The organism is Bacillus sp. FSL R7-0646, from assembly GCF_037969865.1.
Lineage (GTDB): Bacteria > Bacillota > Bacilli > Bacillales > Bacillaceae > Bacillus > Bacillus licheniformis.
In genome coordinates, this window is the sequence record NZ_CP150217.1 from 2990829 (window position 1) to 3016436 (window position 25608).

Genomic DNA, 25608 nt, shown 5'->3' on the forward strand with positions numbered 1-25608 from the left:
CTAAAGACCCTCTACTTCAGCCGCTTTGCTGCATTTTCCGTCTGATTCAATTGATTGTATCCGTCAGCCGACTGCTGCACCTCTTGTTTTCGTTCCGTTTCCAGCTGCTTGTGGTAATCTTCCATAAATTTTTCTTTGGCTGCAATGAACAGGTTCATGCTACATTCCTCCCTCTTCAACGATGGAAACGCTTTACCTATTACATCTATATTTTTGACATTTCCTGAATGAACATGCATTAAACATGTTGACACAAAAAAACCCTTGCCGTTTGGCAAGAGTTTTTTTGATTACTTATAAGTCAGCAGGAAGTATTTCTTTTTACCGCGGCGAATGACGGTAAACTGTCCTTCGATGCGGTCGTCGGCGGTGAGGACGTCCGCAACATCGGTGCGGCGCTCGCCGTTAACGTATACCGCGCCATTCGTGATATCTTCGCGCGCCTGCCGTTTAGACGGAGACAGCTTTGATTGGACGAGTATTTCAACAAGAGGAAGTTCATCCGCTTTCTCGACCTCCAGGGAAGGAACCCCTTTAAAGCCGACTTTTACTTCTTCAGCTGTCAATTGTTTGATATCTCCGCTGAACAGTGCTTTTGAGATGTTGACGGCCTGCTCAAACGCTTCACGGCCGTGTACAAGAACGGTCACTTCTTCGGCGAGGCGCTTTTGCGCTTCGCGTTTTTCAGGCGCCGTCTCTGTTTTTTCAGCGAGATCTTCAATTTCTTCTTTTGATAAGAAAGTGAAGTATTTTAAGTATTTCACGACATCCCTGTCGTCGGTATTGATCCAGAACTGATAAAACTCATACGCCGACGTTTTCTCTTTATCAAGCCAGATCGCGCCGCCTTCCGTTTTTCCGAACTTCGTGCCGTCTGCTTTTGTCACAAGCGGAATCGTCAATCCGAAAGCTTTTGCATTCTCTTCGGATTTGCGGATGAGTTCGAGACCTGATGTGATGTTGCCCCACTGGTCGCTTCCGCCGATCTGAAGCTTGCATTCCTGGTTTCTGTACAAATTCAAGAAATCGAGAGACTGCAGGATCATGTAGCTGAATTCAGTATAAGATATGCCTGTCTCGATTCTGGAGCTTACCGTATCCTTGGCAAGCATGTAATTGATTCCGAAGTTTTTGCCGACATCGCGCAGGAAATCAATGACGTTCATTTTGCCGATCCAGTCATAGTTGTTCGCCATGATCGCCGGGTTCTCTTCAGCTTCAAAATCAAGGAAACGCGAAAGCTGGTTTTTGATTTTCTGCGACCATTCGCGGACGATTTCTTCATTGTTCAGCGTGCGCTCCGCTTTCTTTCCGCTCGGATCGCCGATAAGGCCCGTCGCCCCGCCTACGAGCGCAATCGGACGATGTCCGGCCAGCTGGAAGCGGCGAAGCATTAAAATCGGCAGCAGGTGGCCGATATGCAGACTGTCAGCTGTCGGATCAAATCCGGAGTATAAGCTGATTTTCTCTTTATCGAGCAGTTCTCTCAAGCCTGCTTCATCGGTTTGCTGCTGAATCAGTCCCCTGAAGGACAAATCATCAAGTATGTGTGTCATCATCAATTAGCTCCTTTTTTCCAAAATAAAACGCCCCTTCGCAAAAACGAAGGGACGATAAAAATCGCGGTACCACCCTGCTTAAAAGAACGCATGGCCGCGCTCTTTTCACTCTCGTTGATAACGGAAAAGCTTCCGTTCTTCTGCTACAGAAAGCCCGGAAGGCTTTTTTCGCAAAAGCGGTTCATGAGTGTAATTCAAACCATCCATATGTGCTGATTTTCACCGGCCATCAGCTCTCTAAGACAGGGAAGGATGCGTTCTACTGATCTCAGTCTTCACCTTTTGAATATTCGACTAAATCTTTTTTAACATAATATTTTTGCATTGTCAATGAGACATCAGTCTTCCATCGATGAGAGATCGCCTGCCGGAAGGTTCAGCTCCCATGCTTTCAGGACGCGTCTCATGATCTTTCCGCTTCTTGTCTTCGGCAGTTTATCTTTAAATTCGATTTCCCTTGGCGCGGCATGTGCGGCCAAGCCTTGTTTCACGAACTGCCTGATTTCTTCTTTTAACGCATCTGACGGTTCATAACCGTCCCTCAAGGCGATGAACGCTTTAATAATTTCACCCCGGACGGGATCCGGTTTGCCGATGACGCCTGCTTCAGCGACGGCCTGATGCTCAACAAGCTTGCTCTCGACTTCAAACGGGCCGACGCGTTCGCCCGATGTCATGATGACATCGTCGATCCGTCCCTGGAACCAGAAGTACCCGTCTTCATCCATGTAGGCGGAATCTCCTGACACATACCAATCGCCCGGCATAAAATAGGAGCTATATTTTTCAGGATTGTTCCAGATCGAATGCATCATCGACGGCCAGCCTTTTTTAATGGCGAGATTTCCCATTCTGTAAGGAGGCAGTTCATTTCCCTGGTTGTCGACGATTGCAGCCTCTACACCGGGAATCGGCTTGCCCATTGATCCCGGTTTAATTTCCATGCACGGGTAATTGCAGATGAGCTGCGATCCTGTTTCAGTCATCCACCAAGTATCATGAATCCGGTTGCCGAAGACTTTATGCCCCCACCTGATGACTTCGGGATTTAACGGCTCCCCTACGCTTAAAATATGCCGCAAGGAGCTTAGATTATATTTATTCACAAGATCGTCGCCTGCACCCATCAGCATCCGGAAAGCCGTTGGCGCGCTGTACCATACCGTCACTTCCATTTTTTCAATCGTTTCGTACCATGCCTCAGGACTGAATCTGCCGCCTACGACAACATTCGTAGCTCCATTCAGCCACGGACCGAAAATCCCGTAAACCGTTCCGGTGACCCAGCCGGGATCAGCGGTGCACCAATAGATGTCATCGTCATGCAGATCAAGAACCCATTTGGCTGTTTGATAATGCTGGATCATTGCTTTATGGACGTGGAGAACCCCTTTTGGCGCGCCGGTCGAACCCGACGTATAGTGAAGCAGCATCCCGTCTTCCTGATCCACCCATTCAATCTCAAGATCAGTGTCTGCTTCCGCCGCTTTCGCGTAATAATCAATGACAGGTCCTTCTTCCTTTACGCCTTCTCCAACGACAATGATTGATTCAAGATCCGGAAGTTCATCGGCCGGCACCCGTTCAAGCAATTCCGGCGTCGTCACGATGACCTTCGCTCCGCTGTTTGCAAGCCTGTCTTTGACGGCACCTTCCATAAACGCTTCAAATAACGGCCCGACGATCGCTCCCAATTTGATGGCGCCGAGAAGAATAAAATAAAGCTCGGGCGATCTCGGCATAAAAACAAACACACGGTCTCCCTTTCCCACATCGGCATGCTGCTTTAAGACATTCCCGGCTTTGTTGGTTTCATTTTTCATCTCTCTGAAAGTGTACTTTTCTTCGCGGACCGGATCTTTGTAGTAAAATGCCACTTTGTTTTTCAAATTTGACTCAGCGTGGCGGTCGATAGCTTCATAAGCTGCATTGATTTTTCCCGTTTTGTGCCATAAAAAATGCTTTTCGGCATCCTTCCAGTCAAATGTCCGGTATGTTTCATCATAGTCTTTCAAGTTGTAATTTCCCTTTTCTGCTGGCAGCGCTTTCAATTCCATGCCCATCCCCCTTTGTTCGATCATCAAAATATATTATAGTATAGATTTTTTATTTTCTCAATTTTTAAAAAATACTCTTCTCTCCTATGAAAACGCTTAATATTTTGGTATGTTATGTATAAAAGACTTCAACTAAGATGTAAGGCGGTGGATACGTGGAGCATCACAAAACTTATCATGCCAAAGAATTGCAGACCGAGAAAGGCTCTGTGCTGATAGAGGGCCCTATCAGTCCCGAAAAACTCGCAGAATATGAATTTCACGACGAGCTTACAGCCTTTCGCCCATCACAAAAACAACATGAAGCATTAATCGAAATCGCAGGGCTTCCCGAAGGACGAATCATCATCGCCCGTTTCCGGCAAACCATTGTCGGCTATGTGACATATGTTTATCCAGACCCGCTTGAAAGATGGTCTGAAGGAAACATGGAAAATTTAATCGAGCTTGGAGCCATCGAAGTCATTCCGGCGTTCAGAGGTCACTCTGTCGGGAAGACGCTGCTTGCGGTCAGCATGATGGATCCGCAGATGGAAAAATATATTATCATCACGACTGAATATTACTGGCATTGGGATCTAAAGGGGACTAACAAAGATGTTTGGGAATACAGAAAGATGATGGAGAAGATGATGAATGCCGGAGGACTTGTCTGGTTTGCGACAGACGATCCGGAAATCAGCTCCCATCCCGCCAACTGTTTAATGGCACGCATCGGAAAAGAGGTCAGTCAGGAATCGATCGAGCGTTTTGACAGACTCAGATTCCACAATCGTTTTATGTATTAAGGGAGCAAAGGGGACCTGAATATGATTGTTGAAAAAATCATGAAACGGGATGTTGTGACACTATCCAGAACCGATACGATTGAAGAAGCGATCAAACGCATGCGAACATTCCACATAAAGCACCTTCCCGTCATCAATGAACGGGGAACGGTCATAGGCATTGTCACGGACAGGGACGTCAAAACAGCAAGTCCGAGTATCTTTGCCCAAAACAGATCTAACGAAGATTTAAAAAAGCCGGTGGAACTGATCATGTCCAAAGAAGTGATCACCGGTCACCCGCTTGATTTTGCCGAAGAAATATCAGCCGTCTTTTTTGAACACGAAATCGGCTGCCTCCCGATCGTAAAAAACGGAAAGCTTGTCGGCATCGTGACAAAATCCGATTTGCTGCATACGTTCGTTCAGCTGACAGGAGCCCATTTTCCAGGCTCCCAAATCGAAATTAAAACCGATCATATCGCCCGAAGCCTCGCTGATATCAGCGCCATCTTCAGCAGGCGCCAAATCGCCATATTGAGCGTGCTCGTATATCCCGGTGATGAAGATGATTCGAAAATACTCGTGTTTCGCGTTCAAACGATGAATCCCGCCTCTATCATCAAAGACGTAAAATCCAAAGGGTATCAGGTTCTTTGGCCGGCTGTTCAAAGGGATTTGCCATGAAGGACAGCGTATTTATTTTTTCTCCCTCATATCAAACCTATCAATTTCATCAAGACCACCCGTTTAATCAGCTGCGAGTCTATGTAACATACGATCTTTTGAACACGGTCGGCGCATTTGAACCGGGAGAAACGATTGCCCCGCGCGCAGCGACAGAAACCGAGCTCGAGCTTGTTCACACGGGCGATTATATCAGGGCCGTCCAGCTTGCAGGGGCGGGAAAGCTCCCGGCAGCCGAAAGCGAAAACTACGGGCTTGGAACGGAGGATACCCCTGTTTTTGCCGGGATGCATGAAGCCGCCTCCCTTTTGGTAGGCGGAACGCTGACGGCTGCAGACTATGTCATGACGGGCAAAGCTAGACACGCCCTCAATCTTGGAGGCGGGCTTCACCACGGGTTCAGAGGAAGGGCTTCAGGCTTTTGCGTCTATAATGACAGTTCAGTTGTGATACGTTACTTGCAGAAAAAATATCATGCGAAAGTTTTATATATTGATACAGACGCCCATCACGGCGACGGGGTGCAGTTTACGTTCTATGATGATCCTTCCGTCTGCACCGTCTCGATACATGAAACAGGCCGCTACCTATTCCCGGGAACGGGGCAGGTTCAGGAAAGAGGTCATGGCGAAGGCTACGGCTATGCTTTTAATATCCCGCTCGATGCCTTCACAGAAGATGAGTCTTTTCTTGATTCCTACCGGACGGCTGTTTCTGAAATAGCCGAGTTTTTCAAACCGGATGTCATTTTGTCGCAAAACGGAGCTGACGCACATTACTACGATCCGCTGACACACTTGTGCACGACGATGAAGATTTACGAAGAGATTCCAAAGCTCGCTCACGAACTTGCACACACCTATTGCAGCGGAAGATGGATCGCTGTCGGCGGAGGCGGCTACGACATTTGGCGCGTCGTACCGAGGGCATGGGCAAGAATCTGGCTTGAAATGAAAGGGATGGAACCAGAGGAGAAAATGCCTGAAAAATGGCTGAAAAAATGGGGGAAACAGGCATCTGTCCGGCTTCCTGCCAACTGGTCCGACCCGGAAGATTTGTATCCTCCAATTCCAAGAAAAACCGAAATAACGGAAAAAAACGCACAAACCGTTGCCAAAGCCCTTTATCCGATTCGCTCTGCCCAGCGTACCACTTAATATGAAAATTGCGGCACACAGAAAAGGCCTTGCTTTTGTGCAAGACCTTGCTTTCTTCTCATTATTGTTTTGCGATGACAATCTCGACGCGCCTGTTTTCCTTCATATGGCTCTCAGTGCGGTTGTCCCTGACCGGTTTTGTATCCGCATAACCGATGGCAAGAAAACGCGACGAGTCGAGCTTTTCCTTCGACGTAAAGTAGCCGATCACAGTGCTCGCCCTTGCTGCAGAAAGCTCCCAATTGGATGGAAAACGGTAAGTCGAAATCGGGCGGCTGTCCGTATGCCCCTCCACACGAATCGGGTTGGACACCGATTTGAGAAGGACGGCGATTTTATGCAAAAGCGGGTGAGCTTGGTCTTTCAGATCCGCTTTCCCTGAATCAAACAAAACCGCTTCCTGAAGGACGAGAATGACGCCCCGTTCGTCACGCTTGGCCGCAATCAAACTTGACAGTTCGTTTTTTTCAATATAGTCATTGATTTTCTTTAATAAATCATCTTGGCTTTTAGCCGTTTTTTCAGCCTTCTGATCGCCCGCGTCTTTTTTCAACTCTGCGGCGGATTTGCCGTCGGCCCTGTCTTGAAATGAACCGACTGCTGCTTTGAATTTGTTTAAATCGATTTGCGACATCGAAAACAGTAAAATAAAGAACACGAGGATGAGCGTAATCAAATCCGAAAACGTGATGATCCAGTTTGGCGATTTGCGGCCCTGCTCGCGCTTCCTTCGTTCATGTCTAAGCTTCATGAGACCTGTCCTTTTGTTTCATGCGGTCCGCCCGCTTTTTTGTCCATTCTTCTTTTGAACTGAAAACGACAAGCTGACTTTCAAGATTTCGCGGATTTCTTCCCGACTGGATGCCGATGATGCCTTCGATCATGACTTGCTTCTTAAAGATTTCATTCTCCGTCTTTTCTTCAAGCTTCGCGGCGATCGGTATAAACAGCATGTTGGCTAAAAGTGATCCGTAAAGCGTCGTCAAAAGGGCGATTGCCATATTCGGACCGAGCGTTTCCGGCTTGTTCAGGTTTTTGAGCATCATGACGAGACCGACAAGCGTTCCGATCATTCCCCATGCAGGCGCAAATTCTCCTGCTTTTTCAAAGATCCTTCTCCCCTTTCTGTGTCGTTCTTCCATCGCGGCAATTTCCGAGTTCATCACATTGCGGATCGTCTCCTCATCCCATCCGTCGATGGCAAGGAGCAGGCCTTTTTTCAAAAACGGGTCTTTCATTTCATTGACATTGGCGTCCAATGATAAAATTCCTTGTTTGCGCGCCTGTTCAGACAGGCTGACAAAGGTTTTGACCAATTCGCGCACATCATCTTCCTCCGAAATAAAGACCTGCTTCAGCACAGCCGGCGCTCTTTTTAAATCTTTCGGGGAAAAGCTGATGAATACAGCTGCACACAATCCACCCGTCACAATAAAAAAAGACGTCAAATCGATAAACGAATAAAAACCGGAAAGCCCCGCTCCAGAGACAACGCCGAGCACTAAAATGAAAATACCCAGAATAAAACCGACCGGTGTCAGATAATCAAATCGTTTCATTTTTTCATAATCTCTCCAGCTCAAGGAAAAGAAAGCAAGCAATTCACGAAAAAAGCTGTGAACACTTGCTTTCTTTCTCGTTTATTTAATGATGATCATTTTGTTGATTGTCTGAGTTCAATGCGATGCGGCAGCTGGACAATATGCTCTTCGACTTCCTCTTTGTTCATCAGCTTTGTCAGAAGCCTCATCGCCACGGCACCGATATCATACGTAGGCTGGACGACAGTCGACAGCTGCGGCCGAACCATTAATGAAAGCCTTGTATTGTCAAAACCGATCACTTCAAGGTCATCCGGAACAGCCAGTCCTTTATCCTGTGCTGCGTGAATAACGCCGAGCGCCATTTCGTCTGTCGCTGACAGGACGGCTGTCGGTTTTTCATCCAGCTTCATTAAAGCCTCCAGCGCTTCCATTCCTGAATCGTACGTATAATCGCCTTCTACAACATACTCTTCCTTAAATTGCAGCCCCTTATCCCCAAGCGCTCTTTTAAAGCCTTGCAGTTTTTTCGCTTGATTAACCGGTTCAGCCATAGGTCCTGAGACGAACGCAAGGCGCTTATGGCCTTTCTCAATCAGCATGGTTGCCGCATCATAAATCGCCTGTTCATAATCGATCGCAACCGACGGCGTTTCCCCTTTTTCTTCAACAGATGCCGCAAGCACGATCGGAACTGGCGATCGCTTAAATTCCTCCACATGCTCTTCAGTCACATTTCCGCTCATAAAGACGATACCGTCAACTTGCTTTCCTAGCATCGTATTCAAAAGATGAAGTTCTTTGTCCATATTCTGGTCGGAATTGCTCAAAATAATATTGTACTTGTACATCGTTGCGATATCTTCGATTCCCCTCGCCAGCTCTGAATAAAAGATACTGGAAATATCGGGAATGATCACGCCGACAGTCGTCGTCTTTTTGCTTGCCAGCCCTCTTGCCACGGCGTTTGGACGATAGCCAAGACGCTCGATCGCTTCAAGCACCTTCTTTCTCGTCGTCGGCTTGACATTCGGATTCCCGTTGACGACCCGGGAAACGGTTGCCATACTTACATTTGCTTCGCGTGCTACATCATATATTGTCACATTACTCATTTTTACCACTCCTTCAACTGGGTACACTTTTCTTTTCCTATAGCATAAACATTTTCATGTAGAGAAATGTCAAAATGTAAAACTTTATGTAAAATAAACAGAACACCAGTTTACATTATTTTTCATAACCTGCCAAAACAAAAGGGGCTCTCTGAAATTATACACGGTTTTACCTAATATGAAAACGTTCCCTTTATTTTTATAATTAATTTAAATAAGAATAAACAGCTTTTTACTTAAAAATAAGAAATTTTTTCGACAATTTTTGATGACAACGTAAAAAAAGGACCGCTCGCGAGCGGTCCATAAACAAATCTTATGCTTTTACTTGAACGAGCGGCTTCAGTTCATTTAACCATTTTTCAAATGTCGGGATATCCATTTGCTGAGCTGAGTCGGAAAGCGCGACAGAAGGATCAGGATGGACCTCGGCCATGACACCGTCAGCTCCGATCGCAAGCGCTGCTTTTGCTGTCGGAAGAAGCAGGTCGCGGCGTCCGGTTGAATGAGTGACATCCACGAATACAGGAAGGTGAGTTTCCTGCTTCAGGATCGGCACAGCTGAGATATCAAGCGTATTTCTAGTCGCTGTTTCATACGTTCTGATTCCGCGTTCACAAAGGATGATTTGATCATTGCCCTGCGACATGATGTACTCCGCTGCATTGATGAATTCCTTCAGCGTTGCGGCAAGTCCGCGCTTCAGCAGAACCGGCTTCTTCACTGAACCGGCCGCTTTTAAGAGCTCGAAGTTCTGCATGTTGCGGGCGCCGATTTGGATGACATCGATGTAATCAATGGCTTCTTCAATATGCTGCGGATTCACGATCTCACTGATGACGGCCAGATCATACTCATCAGCAACACGCTTTAAGATTTGCAGGCCTTCCACGCCGAGGCCTTGGAAGTCGTACGGGCTTGTACGCGGTTTGAAAGCTCCGCCGCGAAGCAGTTTCAAGCCTTGCTTTTTAGCTGCCGCTGCGACTTCCGCTACTTGTTCGTAGCTTTCAACCGCACACGGACCGACGATAAATCTTTGTTCTCCGTCGCCGATTTTTTCGCCTTTCAGATCAACGATTGTATTTTCAGGCTTTTTCTTGCGAGAAACGAGCAGCGCTTTGCTGTGATCGTCTTCCTGCAGTTCAAGCCCGGCTTTGAAAATCTCTTTGAAGATATGCTGGATCGTCGAGTTTTCAAACGGTCCGTCGTTATTTTCAATAATTTCGTTCAGCATCGCTCTTTCTCTGACAGGATCGTAGCGGTTGATGCCTTGTGCTTCCTTCGCTTTTCCAATCTCCTGAACGATTCTTCCTCGCTCGTTAATCAGCTTTAATATTTGCAAGTTTAATTCATTCGCCTGCTGCCTCAGCAAATCAAGTTCAGTGTTGCTCATGGTAATCCATCCTTTCTTTTAACTTCACCCTCTATGAAAATAAGAATGATTCAATTGATTAGGGTTTATTATAAACAATGTTTCTTAAAATGTCACGAAAAAATTCTTTATTACCCAAACGCTTTTAAGTGATAAAGCATTATATGCAGTTTATCCCTTGCTGTGCGGGTGTTTATCGGAAGAATAAAAAAAAGAATCATGTTTGATTCTTTAACTTGATAACCTGTATATTCTCTGTATTGCGGTTTCGACGCTAAAAACCCTGTCATTCAAGGCAGCCGCCTTATCATCGGCATGTTCGACAATGTTCTCCGTAAATTGTCCGATGTTCTCGATGATCGTTTTCGGGAGCCTCTCCTGCCCTCTTTTCAGTTCATCTATATCTGTTTCAAGCCGATTCAGCCGCTTGTCCATTGCGTTTAAGCGGTTTTCTACTTTGTTTAAGCGCCCGTCTATTTCTTTGAAGCGCTTGTCGATTGCGTTAAAGCGCTTATCTACTTCAACGAAGCGTGCGTCCACTTCATCGAAGCGCTTGTCTATCTCAACGAAGCGTGCGTCGATTTTGTCTAAGCGCTTGTCGATTCCATCAAGGCGCTGATTGATCGGACTCAATTCTTCTTTTAGAACGGATTGAAGCATGTCCTTTAATTCAGTGTTCAACTGATCACCTCCCGTTTTATTAATTATAACGCACACCAATGGATCAAACGATACATTTTCCTAAAAAGGCATTTCCATGAGGCAAAAGCATCATAACAACATAGAAAACGGCCAAAACGCTATACGTCTTGGCCGTTTTTAGCAGCGGATTATCTGCTGTTTTCCGCAAGTGCTTGTGCGGTAATTTGCGAATGGGAGGCATGCCATTTCACATTCCCGTTTGTAAAAATGAAGGCTTGAGGACTTTCGTGCTTAATCCCGTATTGCTCAGCGATATAGTTTGACAGCGGGCGGCTTTCCTGCACTTTTAAATAATAAGCCGGTATGTCTTCATGCTGATTGGCGAATGATTCGAATTCTTCAAACGCGCGCCTGCTGATCGGGCATGTCACGCTGTGTTTCAAAAAGATAAATGTATCATTGTTTTCTGCAAGCCTTTTAAATTCATCCTCTGTTTGAATGAGCTGTTTCGACACGGTGATCTCCCTTTCCACAGTTATTTCTGAGCGGTATCTGCTGTTTTCCTTGCTTCATCTTCTATTTCATTTTTGGCTTCTTCAGCCTGTTCTTCGATTGCAGACGATGCTTCTTCCTTTAGTTCACCAGCTTTTTCGGCACCCTTGCTTCGCAAGTCTTTGACTTTATCCATAATCTGTGAAGACTGGTCGGCAACAAGCTGTGAAATCGAAGATGTCTTCTCTTTGGCGATGCTGACGTACTCAGAGCCTCTCTCCCTCGCTTCGCTTGTGAGCTTTCCGGTCTTATCCTTTAAAACGACGGCCTGATTTCCAAGGTCATCGCGAAGCTCTTTCCCCGACTTCGGCGCTAAAAATAAAGCTGCAGCCGCCCCGATGATTCCGCCTACAAACGTGCCGATTAAAAAATCCTTAGTATTCATTCCGTCTTTACTCATTTATTATTCCTCCCTCATCTTCTTTTGTTTCCATCTATTCCAAATTTCCAAAGCTGCATTGCTCCAGCTGACAACTTGAGAAATTTTTTCACGGTTTTGCTCTGCGGCTGATGTGACGGACTGTGAAACCTGCTGAATGGAGTTGTTAAACTGCCTGACCGATGTGCCGACTTCCTGAACGGCATCCACGACCGTATTCAGCTTCAAAGATTTTTCCTGAATATCATCAGCGAGCCGATTCGTCTTATTCAGGAGCTCCGTTGTTTCAGCGGTGATGCCTTTCATTTGTCCTTCCACACCTTCCAGCGTTGATGCAACATGATTAAGTGTGACTTGAAGCGATTTTAATGTTTTTGATAAATAGATAACCAAAATAAGAAAGCTAACAGCGATGAGTGCAGCGCTTAAATACAGAATAATAATCATCTTATCCTCCTTCAGCTAAGGGCTTACAATTGATGTATACCCAATTGTTTAAATCGTAAACCTCTATATTTACTTTTTCTATACGCACGGGTGAATTCCTTTAACAGAAACTCCCGCTTCATATGTACAAAAAAGCAGCGGATTGACTCACACTGCCTTTTTCTTGTTATGCTAATACATTTTCATATGCTCTTAAATACTTTTGAATGTCACCTGCGCCCATGAAAATTAACACCGCATTTTCATGCTCCTTTAAAATTGATGTGTCATTTTCATCGATCAGCTTCGCCTGCGGAATTTTCTCCTGCAAATCACCGATCGTCAGCTTTCCTGCGTTTTCCCGGGCAGATCCGAATATATCGCAAAGATATACATAATCGGCTTTCTTGAGGCTTTCGGCAAACTCATTCAGGAATGACTGCGTGCGCGTAAATGTATGCGGTTGAAATACTGCAACAATGTCCCGTTCCGGATACTTCTGTCTGGCTGCTTCAATCGTCACCGTGATTTCAGTCGGATGGTGGGCATAATCGTCAATCAGCACTTGGCTGCCGGCATGTTTTTCGTTAAATCTGCGTTTAACGCCGCCAAAGGTTTGCAATCCTTCTTTAATGATGTCGACATCGACCTGTTCATAATGGCAGAGGGCGATGACGGCCAAAGCGTTCAGAACGTTATGGCTGCCGTATGCCGGTATATAGAAAGTGTCGTAGAATGTGTTCCTGACGAAAACATCGAACGTTGTGCCCTCAGTATTTTTGATGACATTTCTCGCCTGAAAATCGTTTTCCTCGGCAAAGCCGTAGTATACGACTGGAACGTTCGCATGGATTTTCATCAAATACTCGTCGTCACCGCATGCGATAATTCCCTTGTTCACCTGTAATGCCATCGTCTGAAATGCATCAAATACATCATCGATATTCGCGAAATAATCGGGATGATCAAAATCAATATTTGTCATGATTGCATAATCGGGCTGATAGCTCAGAAAATGCCTTCTGTATTCACAGGCTTCAAGCACAAAGTACTCGCTGTTTTCGCAGCCTTTTCCAGTTCCGTCTCCAATCAGATAAGAAGTCGGTTTTGCTTTTTTGATGACATGTGACAAAAGGCCCGTCGTTGACGTTTTGCCGTGTGCCCCTGTTACGGCAATGCTCGTAAACTTCTTCAGATAATCGCCGAGAAATTTATGATACCGCACGACTGGCAGGCCTTCAGCTTGCGCTTTTTCAATTTCGGGATGAGTGTCGGGAAAAGCATTTCCGGCAATAACAGTCATTCCCGGCTTGATATTTTCCGGATCAAACGGATAAATCGGGATATTTCTCTCCTCTAAAGCGGTTTGTGTAAAAATGTACTTTTCGATATCCGATCCTTGGACATTATATCCATTATCATGGAGAATTTGGGCAAGCGGACTCATACCTGTCCCTTTTATTCCGACAAAATGATAAACAGTCATAATAGTACCTCCAACAAACGTCTATCTGCTTCCCAGTATATGACGCTTATTTCAATTTGCAACCTAAAGCCCGGCCGCATCGTTTTCTTCAAAGTCATAATTATATTCAGTATCAGGCATTTTCAAGAGCGAATAAACCTCCTGCGGAAAGGATTTTTTTGACCCCTTTCACGGAAGTGCTCTTAAAAACGGATTAAAACGCCGCTGGCGGCGCTTTAATATACGGCGCTCTAAAAAAACACGCCCATCAGCTATCATACCATGTTTAGCCGAAAAGTGAACTACTTTCTATTAACTGTTCCAGATCAGCCTTTGTAATCAGGACTTCTCTCGGCTTGCTCCCTTTCGCTTCAGAAATCATGCCTTCCCTTTCCATCATATCGATTAATCTGGCAGCTCTGTTATAGCCGATGCGGAAGCGCCGCTGCAGGCTTGAAGTGCTGGCGCTGTTTTGTTCCACGGCAAATTCGCACGCTTCAAGAAACAGTTCATCGTGGTCAAATCCGGCCGGATTTTGTCTGACCAATTGTTCCTGTTCAAATAAATAGTTCGGCTCCTGCTGCCGTCTGACATGTGAAACGACACGATCAATCTCCCGGTCGGACACAAAGTTGCCTTGCAGGCGGACCGGTTTGCCTGAACCATTCTCCAAGAACAGCATATCCCCTTTTCCAAGAAGCTTTTCAGCTCCCGCCATATCGATAATTGTTCTTGAATCGACAGCGCTTGAAACAGAAAACGCTATTCTTGTTGGGATATTGGCTTTAATCAAGCCGGTAATGACATCAACTGAAGGCCGCTGCGTCGCAATCAGAAGATGGATGCCGCACGCTCTTGCTTTTTGTGCGATTCGGCAGATGCTCTCTTCCACTTCATTCGGAGCGACCATCATTAAATCGGCAAGTTCATCAATCACGACAACAAGATAAGGAAGTTTTTCACCCATGTTCTGTTCCCGGACTTTTTCATTAAAACGCTCAATTTCCCGAACACCGGAATGAGCAAATAATTCATAGCGCCGTTCCATTTCCTCGACAACCCATTTTAATGCGGCGGTTGCCGCTTTTGCATCTGTGATGACAGGACTGACGAGATGAGGAATATTATTATACGGAGCAAGCTCCACCATCTTAGGATCGATAAGCAGAAGCTTTACATCCCTAGGCGACGCTTTAAACAGCAGGCTTACTAAGATCGTGTTGATGCATACGCTTTTTCCTGATCCCGTAGCACCGGCAATCAAACCGTGGGGCATTTTTTTCAGATCAGCCACGACGGGCTTTCCGGATATGTCGAGTCCGAGAGCTGCTGTCAGAGGAGACGGATTCGTTCTAAATTCCGAACTTCTGATCATTTCGCGTAAATAAACCATTTTGCTGTGCAGATTCGGCACTTCAATTCCGATCGTATTTTTTCCCGGGATCGGTGCCTCGATCCGAATATCTTTCGCTGACAGGCTGAGTTTAATATCATCTGACAGATTTGTAATTTTGTTGACTTTCACTCCGGGTTCAGGATGAACTTCAAATCTTGTCACAGAAGGCCCTTGGGTGACATGAACGACATTTGCTTTAACATTGAAGTTCTCAAGCGTGACGTCCAACAGCTCCCGCTGCTCGTGTATCCAGTCCTGATCATCCTGCTTTTGCGCCGGCGGCACATCAAGTAAAGACATATTCGGGAACTGATACCCTTGAGGCGCTTTTTCTTTTTGTTTATCTGAGGCAAACATCATGACATTAAACGGAACAGAGCCTTTCTTCGATCCCGGAGCGGCTCCTGCTTCCCGCTTCCGCGGAGCTTCCGGCCGATCCTCGTTTATCCTTGTAGTCTCCCGGTTCTCTTGCCTGCTTTCGGGTTCACCCGCGCTTGGCGCTGCCGTTTCCGGTGAACATGACGCCTGCTCTTGTCTCCAGCCAGTCTGGCGGCTTCCGCTTGTTTCTTCAAGAGCGTCAGCCGGGGTGTTTGAATCTGTCCTATGGGAAGATTCATCGCTCTGGACGGTTATTTCAGAGGCGCGGCCATGAGTGTGCGGCTCTTCCGGAACTGAAGCTTCCGGGTCGGGATGCGTTTTGCCCGAACCGTAAGTCTTCCCTTGTTCTTCCGTGGCGGCTTCTGCGTCCTCTGCCAGTACCATCTCTTCTCCGGTTTCCTCAATCTTATCCAAAAGCTTTTCGATTTGTTCCGGTGTTTGCTCAGCGGGGATTGCGTCTTCCTCCGTTATGTTTTGTGATGCGGAGGCGGTCTCTTCTACAGCTTCATTTCGCAGCGCTTTTTCCTCTGCGAGTCCCGCGCCTTCTGTCATTCGCTCTGGACGGATTTCCGTTTCTTTTGGAATCTCCGTGGATGCCTGCGGGACATCTTCGAATTCGGCGCGCAATGCAGGATTGCGGCTCTCGCTTTTGATCAGCGGACGGCCGTTCTTTTCAGTTTGCACGGAAGCTTCTTCTCGTACCGGCTGCTTATGTTCTGCAGACTTCTGCTCTTTTTCAATTTCTTCGTTAAACAGCGTGACACGCGCTTCAGTTTGTTTTTTTGCACGATATGTATGATTTTCCGGCTTGGCTCTTTTCTGCTCATGAAAGCCGTAAACCGGTGATGGGATGACGGACGGCCTAAAAGGTTTTTTCGCCGCCGCTTTCTCTTCATAATGATATGAATTGCCGGGTTTCGGCTGAGAAGCTGAATATCGGCTCGCCGGGCGGCGGGTCCTTTGTTCGCGGCTGTCGTCCTTTTCCCGCGGCCGCGTGTTTTGATCAGGTATAACCGGAAAGCGGAATTTCCCTTTTGGATATTCATATACGACTTTTGCGTCGGTTATTTGCGGCATCTCTTCGTCCTCTGAAGATGAATCCGCCTCAAATTCGTCTATGTGCTTTTTTTGTTTTTCATTATCTTCATCATCGCCTAAAAACAGGCTGAACATTTTATTAAACCAGCTCATGAATCATCACTCTCTAACTCCCTTAAATTTTTCGGGGACGGTTTTAAGTATACCACTGCTTCCCCACCCAGAAAAGGACAAGTCCTTCTCCAAGCGTCCGCCCTCCGAATAAAAAAGCCGCCAAGTTTGTCTACCCAGCGGCTTCTTTTTACATCTATTCGAAAGTTTTGTTCATTTTATGCCGTTAAAATGTAAAGGCTTCTCCTGCTTTACGGCCGTCGTCAAGAACAAGAATGCCTTTTTCCTTCGGCGCGTCTGGGAGATTCAGCTCCTTGGCAGAACAAATCATGCCGCTTGACGCCACTCCGCGAAGTTCCGCATCTTTAATGATCATACCGCTAGGCATCACGGCGCCGACTTTGGCAACGACGACTTTTTGGCCGGCTTCAACATTGGGAGCTCCGCAGACGATTTGCAGCGTCTCGCTCCCTACATTCACTTTGCAAACACTTAATTTATCGGCATTCGGATGCTTTTCTTTTTCTTCAACATATCCGACCACAAACTTCGGAGAAAGGTCGACGGTCAGCTCGTCTTTCAAACCGTTGCGGACCAGAATTTCATTCACATCCTGGACAAAGGATTCGGAAAGCGCAATAGCTCCGCTTTCCTCAATGCTCAAATATGAGGAGGCATTAAAAATGTTATAGCCTGCTGTTTCCTTTGTGTCTTTATGAAAAATTTTCACGACGTCTCCGTACCGCTCAAAAGCGATCTCTTCACGTGGAATATCGTTCAATGAGATGAGCAGCGTATCGCCTACGCCTTCTGGATTATAAAATGCGTTCATGAGAAAAATTCCTTTCTATCATTTCTTTTTAGGGCGGTTTTTAGCCAGAATAAAGATCGGTTCAAGCTTTCCATCCTCATACAGGAAAGAAAGCGCAGTGATCGGCACTGTGCCGTTTGCAAAAAAGCTCATCGACATTTGCCCGAGTATATCGTATCCGGCATTATTGCGGATGTCGGCAATAATCAGCACATCCTGGTGCGGAATTGACACGGCGAGGGTCCCTTCCGCGTTTTTCTCATACTCTGCGAGAATCGATTCGTTCAACACCCTGCTGGCGTCATAGCCGTCATTCGCTCTGAAAAAGTAGAAGTGATTGCCTGCGACTTCGTCTTCTTTGACAACGGTCTGGAGCGAGCGAAGGTTAAAGGAAGCTGTTTCCCGAATCCTTTCTTTTGTCCAGCCCTCTTTTTCAAGCATTTTTTCGTCGATCAGACGGTATGTGTTGCCAAGGTCGAGCGCATAGTAAATTCGTGTTTCAGCCGTGTGGCCGTCAAAAACCAAGGGAACGCCTGCGCTGGACTTCTCGGGAAAGGAAGTTGAGCGGATGACGGGATAGATCAGGCTTTCCCGTCCTTCCATTTCCTGCGACTGGCCTTTCATGGCGTTGAGCGCTTCCTCAGTATAATAGACGACTTCGTCAATCGCATCATCTTTTTTCTGCTCCCATTTCGCGATGATCCCCGGGAGCTCGAGTGTAATGCCTTTTCCAGTGTTTTTATCTTCGATTCTCAAGCTGTCCTTTTCCCTGTCGAAATGAAAGGACCAGCTGTCATTTTGCAAACGTTTTTTTAATATATCGGAAAGTTTCCTTGAGGTCATTTTCATAGAGGAACTCTCCTTTCGGCTACTTATTCAGTGAATCGGTCAAAAATTGCTCGATTTCCTCTTTCGTTTTCCGGTCTTTGCTGACAAAGCGGCTGATTTCGTTTCCTTCTTTAAATACGAGGAAGCTTGGGATTCCGAAAATATCCCACTCCGCGCACGTGTCTATAAATTTGTCGCGGTCAACATAATAGAATGTAAATTCCGGATAGTTCGCTTCAAGCTCGGGCAAAAAAGGTTCTACAAAACGGCAGTCCGGACACCAGTCAGCCGAAAACATCAACAAGGATAAATCGTCTTTCACAACTTTTTGCAATTCTTCATTCGTCTCGATCGTTTTCATCACTCAACGCCTCCAATATAAGTTCTTATCATCCATTCGGATCATACCAGACTGCCGGCTCTATAGCCAGCCTTTTGCTGCCTGCCGGCTTTTTTAAAAGATGGACGATTCTTATGTATCTTACCCGTTTTAAAAAGGGAAAATCTTAAGGATCCGAACCTCTTTCATATCATAAGCATAATTTTTTTGCTTTATCAAGCCATTCTCGTTTAACATTATAAGTAATAGGGTAAAAATATCCGTTAAGGCGCCTCGCGCCGTGATCCCATGACAGTCAGGAGGAGCATGTATGGAATTTATCGTTTATCTTGCCGGAGAAATACATAGCAATTGGCGCGAAGAGGTGAAGGAAAAAGCAAAATCGCTCAAGCTGCCGATCACATTTGTCGGACCGATGGAAAATCACGAGCGCTCCGACAACATCGGTGAAGAAATTATGGGCAAGCAGGCTGATTCAATCGCAAAGGATGATGCAGCCTCGGATTTGAACAATTTTAGAACTTCCGTTTTAATGAACAAGGCGGATGTTGTCATCGCTCTTTTCGGGGAAAAATACAAGCAATGGAACACGGCAATGGATGCATCATACGCGATCGCCAAAGGCAAACCGCTGATCATCATCCGACCCGAATCACTCCATCATCCGTTAAAAGAACTGTCAAACAAAGCGAACATTACTGTGGAAACTGTAAATCAGGCAATTAAATCGTTGTCATACGTATTTGAAAGCCGGTAGTTGTTTTTCCAAAAAGAAACCCTGGGCGTTAAGCAGCACAGGGTTTCTTTGTTCACTCATTTCGCAAAATCGACTGGACGGCAGAACTGTCGCAAGCTTTGACAAGCTTGATCAGCAATTCTTTTGCAGCAAGGTAGTCATCAACGTGGATAATGGAAGCAGATGTATGGATGTATCTTGAACAAATGCCAATCACGGCCGAAGGAACGCCTTCATTTGAGATGTGAACACGGCCGGCGTCGGTTCCTCCCGGAGAAACAAAATATTGATACGGGATGTCATTTGTCTCTGCCGTATCCAGCACAAAATTTCTCATTTCGCTGTGCATCACCATGGTCCGGTCGAAAATCCTCAACAGCACTCCTTTGCCAAGCTGGCCAAATTGATTTTTGTCGCCGCTCGAATCGTTTGCCGGACTTGCATCAAGCGCGAAAAACAAGTCAGGCTGTATCATATTGGCCGCAGTTTGCGCGCCTCTTGTTCCGAGCTCTTCCTGGACGGTCGCACCTGAGTAAAGATTGTTCGGAAGTTCTGTTCCTTGCAGTTCTTTCAGCAATTCAATGCTGAGTCCGCAGCCGTAGCGGTTATCCCATGCTTTCGCAAGGATCTTCTTTTCATTTGCCATCGGGGTAAACGGACAGATCGGTACGATTTGCTGGCCTGGTTTGACACCGATGCGTTCGGCATCTTCCCTGTCATCCGCCCCGATATCAATCATCATGTTTTTGATATCCATCGGACGTCTCCTCTGCTCATCTGTCAAAAGATGAGGAGGCGTGCTCGCGATGACGCCGGGGATCGGTCCGTTGTCCGTGTGGATTTCCACCCGCTGGGCCAATAAAACCTGACTCCACCAGCCGCCCAGCGTTTGAAACCGAAGCAGGCCGTTATCTGTAATTGATGTGACCATAAACCCCACTTCATCCATATGGCCGGCCACCATAATTTTTGGACTGCCTTCAGGTCCATGTTTAACGCCGAACACGCTTCCAAGTCTGTCCTGGATGATCTCATCAGCATATTTTTCAAGCTCTTTTTTCATGAAGCGACGGACAAGATGTTCGTTTCCCGGGGCGCCGGGGAGCTCCGTAAGCGTTTGAAAAAGCGTTCTCGTTTCCTGATTCATCTGTTTCCCTCTTTTCTTATGTATCTCTCTACATTTTACATAAGTGTGCGATGTGTTTCCAGAAGAGAGCCCATCCTTAACACGGACGGACATGTTCTGTATAATGAAAAAAACAAGCTTTGGAGGTGCTGAAAGGATGAAACTGCGCCACTTTCTTATTGGAGCCGGCATCGGCATTGCCGCGGCCGTCGTTGTCAAACAATATGTCATGCAGCCTTACATTTCTTCTGAAAAAGCGCTGCGCATCGTCAAGTCCGCTTTTAAACAGAGAGGCCCGATCGACGGTTCATGGATATATACCGTTCCGGAAGCCTATACCGTAAACGGCGAAACCGTCATGGTGTACAAAACAGGCATTACGCGTTCCGCTTTCGGAGAGCTCGAACAGTACGAAGTCATGGTTGATGCAAAAACAGGCATGATCGTAGATGTGATTGATACAGCAGCATAGCATCAAAAAAGATGCGGCCATCAGGGCCGCATCTTTTTATATGGCGCGAATCGGCCGGTAGACCGGATGCCACATCGCATCCTGCACCGCCTGAATCACATCGTCCGGCTCGTTTTCTGCAACTCCGTCTTCTATGGCTGCTTTGATGACAGCCGTTGCCACGGTTGCGGAAACCGTGCGCAAATCCTCAACTTCCGGAAGAAGCGCGGCGCCGGGCCGGCCCGTATCAACCATACCCGCGATCGCAGCCGCGCTGGCGTAAAACATGTTGTCCGTAATCAGTCTTGCTTTTGATACGAGCGTTCCGAGCCCAAGGCCGGGGAATACAAAGGCATTATTCGCCTGGCCGATCGCATAACGGGTGCCGCTGTATTCCACAGGCGCAAACGGGCTTCCTGTGGCGACGAGCGCCCGCCCTTCCGTCCAATTGATCAAATCTTCAGGCCTTGCTTCAGATAACGGCGTCGGATTGGACATCGGGAATATAGCCGGCCGTTTCACATGCTTTGCCATTTCTTTTACAATTTCCTCTGTAAATGCGCCCGATACCGTCGAGGTTCCAATCAAAATGGTAGGCTGCACTCTTTTAACCACCTCGAGCAGATCAATTGCATCCCCCGGGCCGTTCCGGCTGAAGTCTTTTACCTCGTCAGCAGGCCTTGCATACGGTTGTTGAATGTCCTGCAAGTCGTTCATATCATCTGTCAGCAAACCGTTCCGATCAACACACCAAAAACGGCGGTATGATTCCTCTTCCGACACTCCCTCTTGAACGAGTGCGGCGCGAATTTGCTCAGCATTGCCGATTCCGGCCGTCCCCGCTCCAAATATGACCACTTTATGATCCTTCAGCGGCATTTTTGATATTTTAACGGCCGCAAGCACCGCTGCGAGGGTAACAGCTCCTGTGCCTTGAATGTCATCATTAAAGGTGCAAATTTTGTCTTTGTATTTTTTCAAAATCTGACGCGCGTTCTGCGTTCCGAAATCTTCCCAGTGCAGCAAAACGCCCGGAAACGTCTCGGTTGCGATTTGAACGTATTGATCAATAAACGATTCATAACGCTCGCCCCTGATCCTCGAATGCTGATTCCCGACATAAAGCGGATCGTTCAGAAGCCTTTCCTGGTTCGTCCCCGCATCAATGACTACTGGCAGGACCCTGTTAGGATCGATGCCCGCAGCTGCAGTATAAACAGCAAGCTTTCCGATCGAAATGGCGATGCCGCCGACTCCCCAATCCCCGATTCCGAGAATTCCTTCAGCATCAGTGGCCACGATCAAATCGATCCGGCTTCTTTTAGCGGCCAGATTTTCAAATGCCGTTTTCATGCCTTCAGGGTCATTAACCGACAAAAACAGCCCCCGCGGCTTTCTGTATTCATGGCTGTATTGCTGTATTGCCGTTCCGACAGTCGGGGTATAGACAATCGGCAGCATTTCTGTCATATGGTCGTTCAGAAGCCTGTAGAACAGCACTTCATTTCGATCATGAAGCGCCGTTAAATAGACGTTTTTGCTCAAATCATCAGGCTGTGATTGGAACTGTTTATACGCCCGTTTTGCCTGTTCTTCAAGCGTCAGCACCTTGGGAGGAAGCAATCCTGTCAAGCCGAGAGCATCCCTTTCCTCCGGAGGGAAGGCAACCCCTTTGTTCAACAGGGGAGTCGCAAGGACTTCAAATCCTCTTAACCGCGTCTCGATCACTTGTTCATTTAATTTATTGTGGCTCACCCGTCGTCTTCCTTTCAAAAGTTAGTTACCCTTAGAATGGATAACAACAAAGCAAACCATTCACCAAAATAGCTAGCGGCTTTCTCTTTTTACTGACTCTGCAATATCGCCGTTTTCATCCCATTTTAATGCTCTGTAAAGGGCATCGTGGTAAAAAATGTACCAGGCGTTTTTCTCGGCGGCCTTCGCCTGCCATGCTTGCTTCGCGGCAATCGATGTCATCGGATAATCGTCGTACGCCAGCACCCAGAGAGGATTTTGATGGGCGTGCGTCGGCATAATGTCAGCCATATGAAGGGCCGTTTCACCGGCATCTTCGAGAACGATCACGGAATGGCCGTCGCTGTGGCCGCCTGTATGATGCATCGTGATTCCGGGCAAAACTTCAAGCTTCTCGTCGAAGGTTCTCACTTGATGCTGAACCGCTTCCCAGTTCTCTTTCCAATATGTATTTTTGGAGCGGATATTCGGGTTTCTCATCTCTTCCCATTCGATTGCAGACGTGTAAATCGCCGCATTTGGAAACACGGAAACAAGGCTTTCTCCCTCATAGCGCGTCAATCCGCATGCATGGTCAAAATGGAGATGAGTCATCAAAACGGCTTTGATATCTTCCGTTGAGAGCCCGAGTGCTTTTAACGAGTCATCAATTGACGATTCTTCGGTGACTCCGTAATTTCGTTTTTGCTTATCCGTCAGTTTGCCGAGCCCGATACCGGAATCGATCAGCAGGTTCGTGCCGTCTTTCTGAACTAGTATAGGATCTGTTCTAAGTTCGATTTGATTTTTCTCATTGGCGTAATACTTTTTTGACCAAAGCGGCTTGGGAACAACGCCGAACATGGCGCCTCCGTCCATGTGCGTGACGCCTCCGTTCAGCCATGTCAGCTTGATTCGTCCGATTGTTAAAGTTTCCATGATCATCCCTCCTCTTCCTATCGTAGCAAAAAATGCAACCTGAATCAGCTTCATTTGAAAGCAAAAAAACAGACTGCAGGAAGCAGTCTGTTTTTTTATGTTCGCCATTCAGCTTCGACTCTGTAGATCGGCTGGCCTTTAGCGGCGAACTTTTCTTCGTATTCGGTCATCACATTTCCTTCAAAATCGCTTTGATGCAGGTCAAGGCTGACGAATGTCAAAACGAGTCCGTATTCGGAAAAACTGGTGAGGGAGTACTCAAACAACCCGCGGTTATCGGTTTTAAAATGAATCGCTCCCTTGCCTCCGAGCACCTGCTCATACTTTTTCAAGAACGCATGATTGGTCAGACGGCGCTTTTCGTGGCGCTTTTTCGGCCACGGGTCGGAAAAATTCAAATAGACCCGGTCGACTTCCCCGTCTGCAAAAACGTCTGAAAGCATATTGGCATTGATGTTCAAGAGCTTTACATTCGGCGCCTCTGTCTGCTTTACTTTATCAACAGCGGTTACGATGACGCTTTTAAATAGTTCGATTCCGATATAGTTTACATCCGGGTTTTGCAGGGCCATTCCTGAAATAAATTGCCCTTTTCCGGTTCCTACTTCGATGTGGATCGGGTTGTCATTTCCAAAAACGGAATGCCATTTCCCTTTGTATTGAGACGGCTCGCTGATCACAATATGAGAGTTTTCAGCCAGGTAGTCATCCGCCCATGGCTTGTGACGCATTCGCATGTACTTACACCTCTATCTGTTATATCGTCTTACAACATACCATGAAACGCAGGAATCCCGCAAGGCCTCTTCCAAAGCAAAAAAGACCGAAGATCGGCCTCCGGGTCTTTCGCGTATAAATTACAGCTTTCTGAACATTTTAATCCATATACTCCGAGAATGAAGGGAAGTGCCAATATTATGGGCTTAAATCAGCAAAATCAGATTCATCTATTAAAAGACATTCTCTCAGACCATCAAGCAGACTGCACCGGAACCGTCGCTGAATGCGAACAGATGGAGCGGATTATCAAGTCTTTAATGGCAAACACGAATCTTGACGCCGGCTTGAAAGGCGTTTTGGAAGACATTTATTTGTACAGCCAGAAGGGAAGATCTTCCGCTTCGATCAACAACCACATTCAGGAGCACCAGGATTATCTCACGCAATGGGTGGAAGATATCGACTCATTTTCATGAGGACCTGGCGAGACGCTCCATTAATTCATGCAGCTGTTCCAGCCCCTGGTGAAAGCCTTCCTGATTGCCTTTCGCTTTTTGCCAGAGTGTCGTCATTGCTTTTTCCGCCAATACGTACCAGGCCATTCTCAGCCTGAGATTGTCTGTAAGAGAAGAGCCGTAGCGTTCGAGCCAGCTTCCCCATTCCCGCTCTTCAACGTAATGATAAAGAAGCGGCCCCAGATCGATCGCGGGGTCTGCAATCATCGCTCCATCCCAATCGATTAAATAAAGCTGGTTCTGATCTGTAAGAAGCCAATTATTATGATTGACATCGCAGTGACAGACGACCTTTTCTCCGGACTGTACATCTTCAAGATGGTGCTCCAGATACAAAAGGGCCTGGTCCAGCTGCGGTATCGGATATTGCCGGGCCTGGATAAACTGCTTCAATTGAGTGATTACAGAGCTTGGCTGAAAAGGCTGTTTGCCGAGTCTCTTCAGCATATCCAAAAGCTCTTTGGAGCTGTGAATTTTCCGAAGCATCTCAGCCACCGCCTGGCTGTTCATATCCTTCGGCTTCAGCTCTCTTCCCTTGAGCCAGTGCTGTGCCGTAATCACATCCCCGTTTTCCATTCGTTTTGTCCAAACGAGCTTAGGAACAATTCCTTCCGCGGACAGGACAGCCAAAAAAGGAGAGCTGTTGCGCTTTAAAAAAAGCTGCTGTCCATTATGTTCTGCATAATATGCGTCTCCTGTAGCTCCTCCTGCGGGGGAAATCTCCCATTCGCTACCTAGTAATTGTCCCAACCAGTTCATATCGATT

General features: G+C 46.7%; 27 protein-coding genes and 1 other annotated feature. Of the genes, 6 read left to right on the top strand and 21 right to left on the bottom strand.

Features of this window, described 5'->3' with window-relative positions:
- Positions 1-11: 11 nt before the first annotated feature.
- From MKY62_RS15520 to acsA, 3 genes are all read right to left on the bottom strand, one after another.
- Positions 12-158 carry a hypothetical protein gene (locus MKY62_RS15520; RefSeq protein WP_003184427.1) on the bottom strand — a complete coding sequence of 49 codons (147 nt, stop codon included), beginning with the start codon at positions 156-158 and terminating at the stop codon, positions 12-14.
- A gap of 132 nt (positions 159-290) precedes the next feature.
- Positions 291-1556, bottom strand: a complete 1266-nt coding sequence (gene tyrS, locus MKY62_RS15525; protein WP_025806244.1) for a tyrosine--tRNA ligase — start codon at positions 1554-1556, stop codon at positions 291-293.
- 47 nt (positions 1557-1603) lie between these two features.
- Positions 1604-1844, bottom strand: a binding site (T-box leader).
- A gap of 53 nt (positions 1845-1897) precedes the next feature.
- Positions 1898-3616 carry an acetate--CoA ligase gene (gene acsA, locus MKY62_RS15530; RefSeq protein WP_003184430.1) on the bottom strand — a complete coding sequence of 573 codons (1719 nt, stop codon included), beginning with the start codon at positions 3614-3616 and terminating at the stop codon, positions 1898-1900.
- Between the two features lie 155 nt (positions 3617-3771).
- Between acsA and MKY62_RS15535 the strand changes: the two genes are divergently transcribed.
- From MKY62_RS15535 to MKY62_RS15545, 3 genes are read left to right on the top strand one after another with little or no spacing between them, the layout of a single operon-like run.
- Positions 3772-4404, top strand: a complete 633-nt coding sequence (locus MKY62_RS15535) for a GNAT family N-acetyltransferase (protein ID WP_003184432.1) — start codon at positions 3772-3774, stop codon at positions 4402-4404.
- A gap of 21 nt (positions 4405-4425) precedes the next feature.
- Positions 4426-5070 (top strand): acetoin utilization AcuB family protein, encoded by a 645-nt coding sequence (locus MKY62_RS15540; RefSeq protein WP_003184434.1) that lies wholly within the window; start codon positions 4426-4428, stop codon positions 5068-5070.
- Entirely contained in the window at positions 5067-6227 is a 1161-nt protein-coding gene (locus MKY62_RS15545) for an acetoin utilization protein AcuC (protein ID WP_011198197.1), read from the top strand. Before MKY62_RS15540 ends, MKY62_RS15545 begins: the two co-directional genes overlap by 4 nt.
- 61 nt (positions 6228-6288) lie before the next feature.
- On the opposite strand, the gene motS is transcribed toward MKY62_RS15545, so the two are convergent.
- From motS to MKY62_RS15610, 13 genes are all read right to left on the bottom strand, one after another.
- Positions 6289-6978 carry a flagellar motor protein MotS gene (gene motS, locus MKY62_RS15550; protein WP_003184438.1) on the bottom strand — a complete coding sequence of 230 codons (690 nt, stop codon included), beginning with the start codon at positions 6976-6978 and terminating at the stop codon, positions 6289-6291.
- Positions 6968-7786, bottom strand: coding sequence for a flagellar motor protein MotP (gene motP / locus MKY62_RS15555; protein WP_009329389.1), 819 nt, complete (start codon positions 7784-7786; stop codon positions 6968-6970). The genes motS and motP overlap by 11 nt, the downstream gene beginning before the upstream one ends.
- A gap of 95 nt (positions 7787-7881) precedes the next feature.
- Positions 7882-8883 carry a catabolite control protein A gene (gene ccpA / locus MKY62_RS15560; protein ID WP_003184445.1) on the bottom strand — a complete coding sequence of 334 codons (1002 nt, stop codon included), beginning with the start codon at positions 8881-8883 and terminating at the stop codon, positions 7882-7884.
- Between the two features lie 316 nt (positions 8884-9199).
- Positions 9200-10276 carry a bifunctional 3-deoxy-7-phosphoheptulonate synthase/chorismate mutase gene (locus MKY62_RS15565; RefSeq protein ID WP_003184447.1) on the bottom strand — a complete coding sequence of 359 codons (1077 nt, stop codon included), beginning with the start codon at positions 10274-10276 and terminating at the stop codon, positions 9200-9202.
- Positions 10277-10486: 210 nt separating this feature from the next.
- Positions 10487-10936 (bottom strand): hypothetical protein, encoded by a 450-nt coding sequence (locus tag MKY62_RS15570; protein WP_003184449.1) that lies wholly within the window; start codon positions 10934-10936, stop codon positions 10487-10489.
- Positions 10937-11085: 149 nt separating this feature from the next.
- A complete protein-coding gene (ytxJ, locus tag MKY62_RS15575; RefSeq protein WP_003184451.1) occupies positions 11086-11412 on the bottom strand; it encodes a bacillithiol system redox-active protein YtxJ in 327 nt (108 codons plus the stop codon).
- Positions 11413-11432: 20 nt separating this feature from the next.
- Positions 11433-11849: a YtxH domain-containing protein gene (locus MKY62_RS15580; RefSeq protein WP_003184452.1), complete on the bottom strand. Its 417-nt coding sequence runs from the start codon at positions 11847-11849 to the stop codon at positions 11433-11435.
- A 3-nt stretch (positions 11850-11852) separates the two neighbouring features.
- Positions 11853-12275, bottom strand: a complete 423-nt coding sequence (locus MKY62_RS15585) for a DUF948 domain-containing protein (protein WP_003184453.1) — start codon at positions 12273-12275, stop codon at positions 11853-11855.
- A gap of 166 nt (positions 12276-12441) precedes the next feature.
- Positions 12442-13740 carry a UDP-N-acetylmuramate--L-alanine ligase gene (murC, locus tag MKY62_RS15590; RefSeq protein WP_003184455.1) on the bottom strand — a complete coding sequence of 433 codons (1299 nt, stop codon included), beginning with the start codon at positions 13738-13740 and terminating at the stop codon, positions 12442-12444.
- A gap of 265 nt (positions 13741-14005) precedes the next feature.
- The gene (locus MKY62_RS15595) at positions 14006-16684 is read right to left on the bottom strand and encodes a DNA translocase FtsK (RefSeq protein WP_003184457.1); all 2679 of its coding nucleotides are present in this window, start codon (positions 16682-16684) and stop codon (positions 14006-14008) included.
- Positions 16685-16868: 184 nt separating this feature from the next.
- The gene (gene ytpR, locus MKY62_RS15600; RefSeq protein ID WP_003184458.1) at positions 16869-17474 is read right to left on the bottom strand and encodes a YtpR family tRNA-binding protein; all 606 of its coding nucleotides are present in this window, start codon (positions 17472-17474) and stop codon (positions 16869-16871) included.
- An 18-nt stretch (positions 17475-17492) separates the two neighbouring features.
- Positions 17493-18302 carry a DUF1444 domain-containing protein gene (locus MKY62_RS15605; RefSeq protein ID WP_003184460.1) on the bottom strand — a complete coding sequence of 270 codons (810 nt, stop codon included), beginning with the start codon at positions 18300-18302 and terminating at the stop codon, positions 17493-17495.
- A 19-nt stretch (positions 18303-18321) separates the two neighbouring features.
- Positions 18322-18642 (bottom strand): thioredoxin family protein, encoded by a 321-nt coding sequence (locus MKY62_RS15610; RefSeq protein ID WP_003184462.1) that lies wholly within the window; start codon positions 18640-18642, stop codon positions 18322-18324.
- A 289-nt stretch (positions 18643-18931) separates the two neighbouring features.
- Here MKY62_RS15610 and MKY62_RS15615 point away from each other — a divergent pair, with 289 nt between their 5' ends.
- Entirely contained in the window at positions 18932-19378 is a 447-nt protein-coding gene (locus MKY62_RS15615; protein ID WP_003184464.1) for a YtoQ family protein, read from the top strand.
- A gap of 52 nt (positions 19379-19430) precedes the next feature.
- Here the strand turns inward: MKY62_RS15615 and MKY62_RS15620 are convergent, their stop codons facing one another.
- Complete coding sequence (locus MKY62_RS15620) at positions 19431-20504, bottom strand: M42 family metallopeptidase (RefSeq protein ID WP_003184466.1); 1074 nt, start codon at positions 20502-20504, stop codon at positions 19431-19433.
- A gap of 136 nt (positions 20505-20640) precedes the next feature.
- On the opposite strand from MKY62_RS15620, the gene MKY62_RS15625 reads away from it, so the two are divergent.
- Positions 20641-20955, top strand: a complete 315-nt coding sequence (locus MKY62_RS15625; protein WP_003184468.1) for a PepSY domain-containing protein — start codon at positions 20641-20643, stop codon at positions 20953-20955.
- 36 nt (positions 20956-20991) lie between these two features.
- Here the strand turns inward: MKY62_RS15625 and MKY62_RS15630 are convergent, their stop codons facing one another.
- The 3 genes from MKY62_RS15630 to trmB all read right to left on the bottom strand — a co-directional run bounded on the left by MKY62_RS15630 (position 20992) and on the right by trmB (position 24344).
- Positions 20992-22689, bottom strand: coding sequence for an NAD-dependent malic enzyme (locus MKY62_RS15630; protein WP_009329392.1), 1698 nt, complete (start codon positions 22687-22689; stop codon positions 20992-20994).
- A 72-nt stretch (positions 22690-22761) separates the two neighbouring features.
- On the bottom strand, positions 22762-23607 hold the full coding sequence (locus tag MKY62_RS15635; protein ID WP_003184471.1) for an MBL fold metallo-hydrolase: 846 nt from the start codon (positions 23605-23607) through the stop codon (positions 22762-22764).
- A 95-nt stretch (positions 23608-23702) separates the two neighbouring features.
- A complete protein-coding gene (trmB, locus tag MKY62_RS15640) occupies positions 23703-24344 on the bottom strand; it encodes a tRNA (guanosine(46)-N7)-methyltransferase TrmB (protein WP_003184473.1) in 642 nt (213 codons plus the stop codon).
- A 180-nt stretch (positions 24345-24524) separates the two neighbouring features.
- On the opposite strand from trmB, the gene MKY62_RS15645 reads away from it, so the two are divergent.
- On the top strand, positions 24525-24803 hold the full coding sequence (locus MKY62_RS15645) for a YtzH-like family protein (protein WP_003184475.1): 279 nt from the start codon (positions 24525-24527) through the stop codon (positions 24801-24803).
- Here MKY62_RS15645 and MKY62_RS15650 read toward each other — a convergent pair.
- Complete coding sequence (locus MKY62_RS15650; RefSeq protein WP_009329393.1) at positions 24798-25601, bottom strand: phosphotransferase family protein; 804 nt, start codon at positions 25599-25601, stop codon at positions 24798-24800. The two genes, MKY62_RS15645 and MKY62_RS15650, sit on opposite strands and share 6 nt — an antisense overlap.
- Positions 25602-25608: the final 7 nt, after the last annotated feature.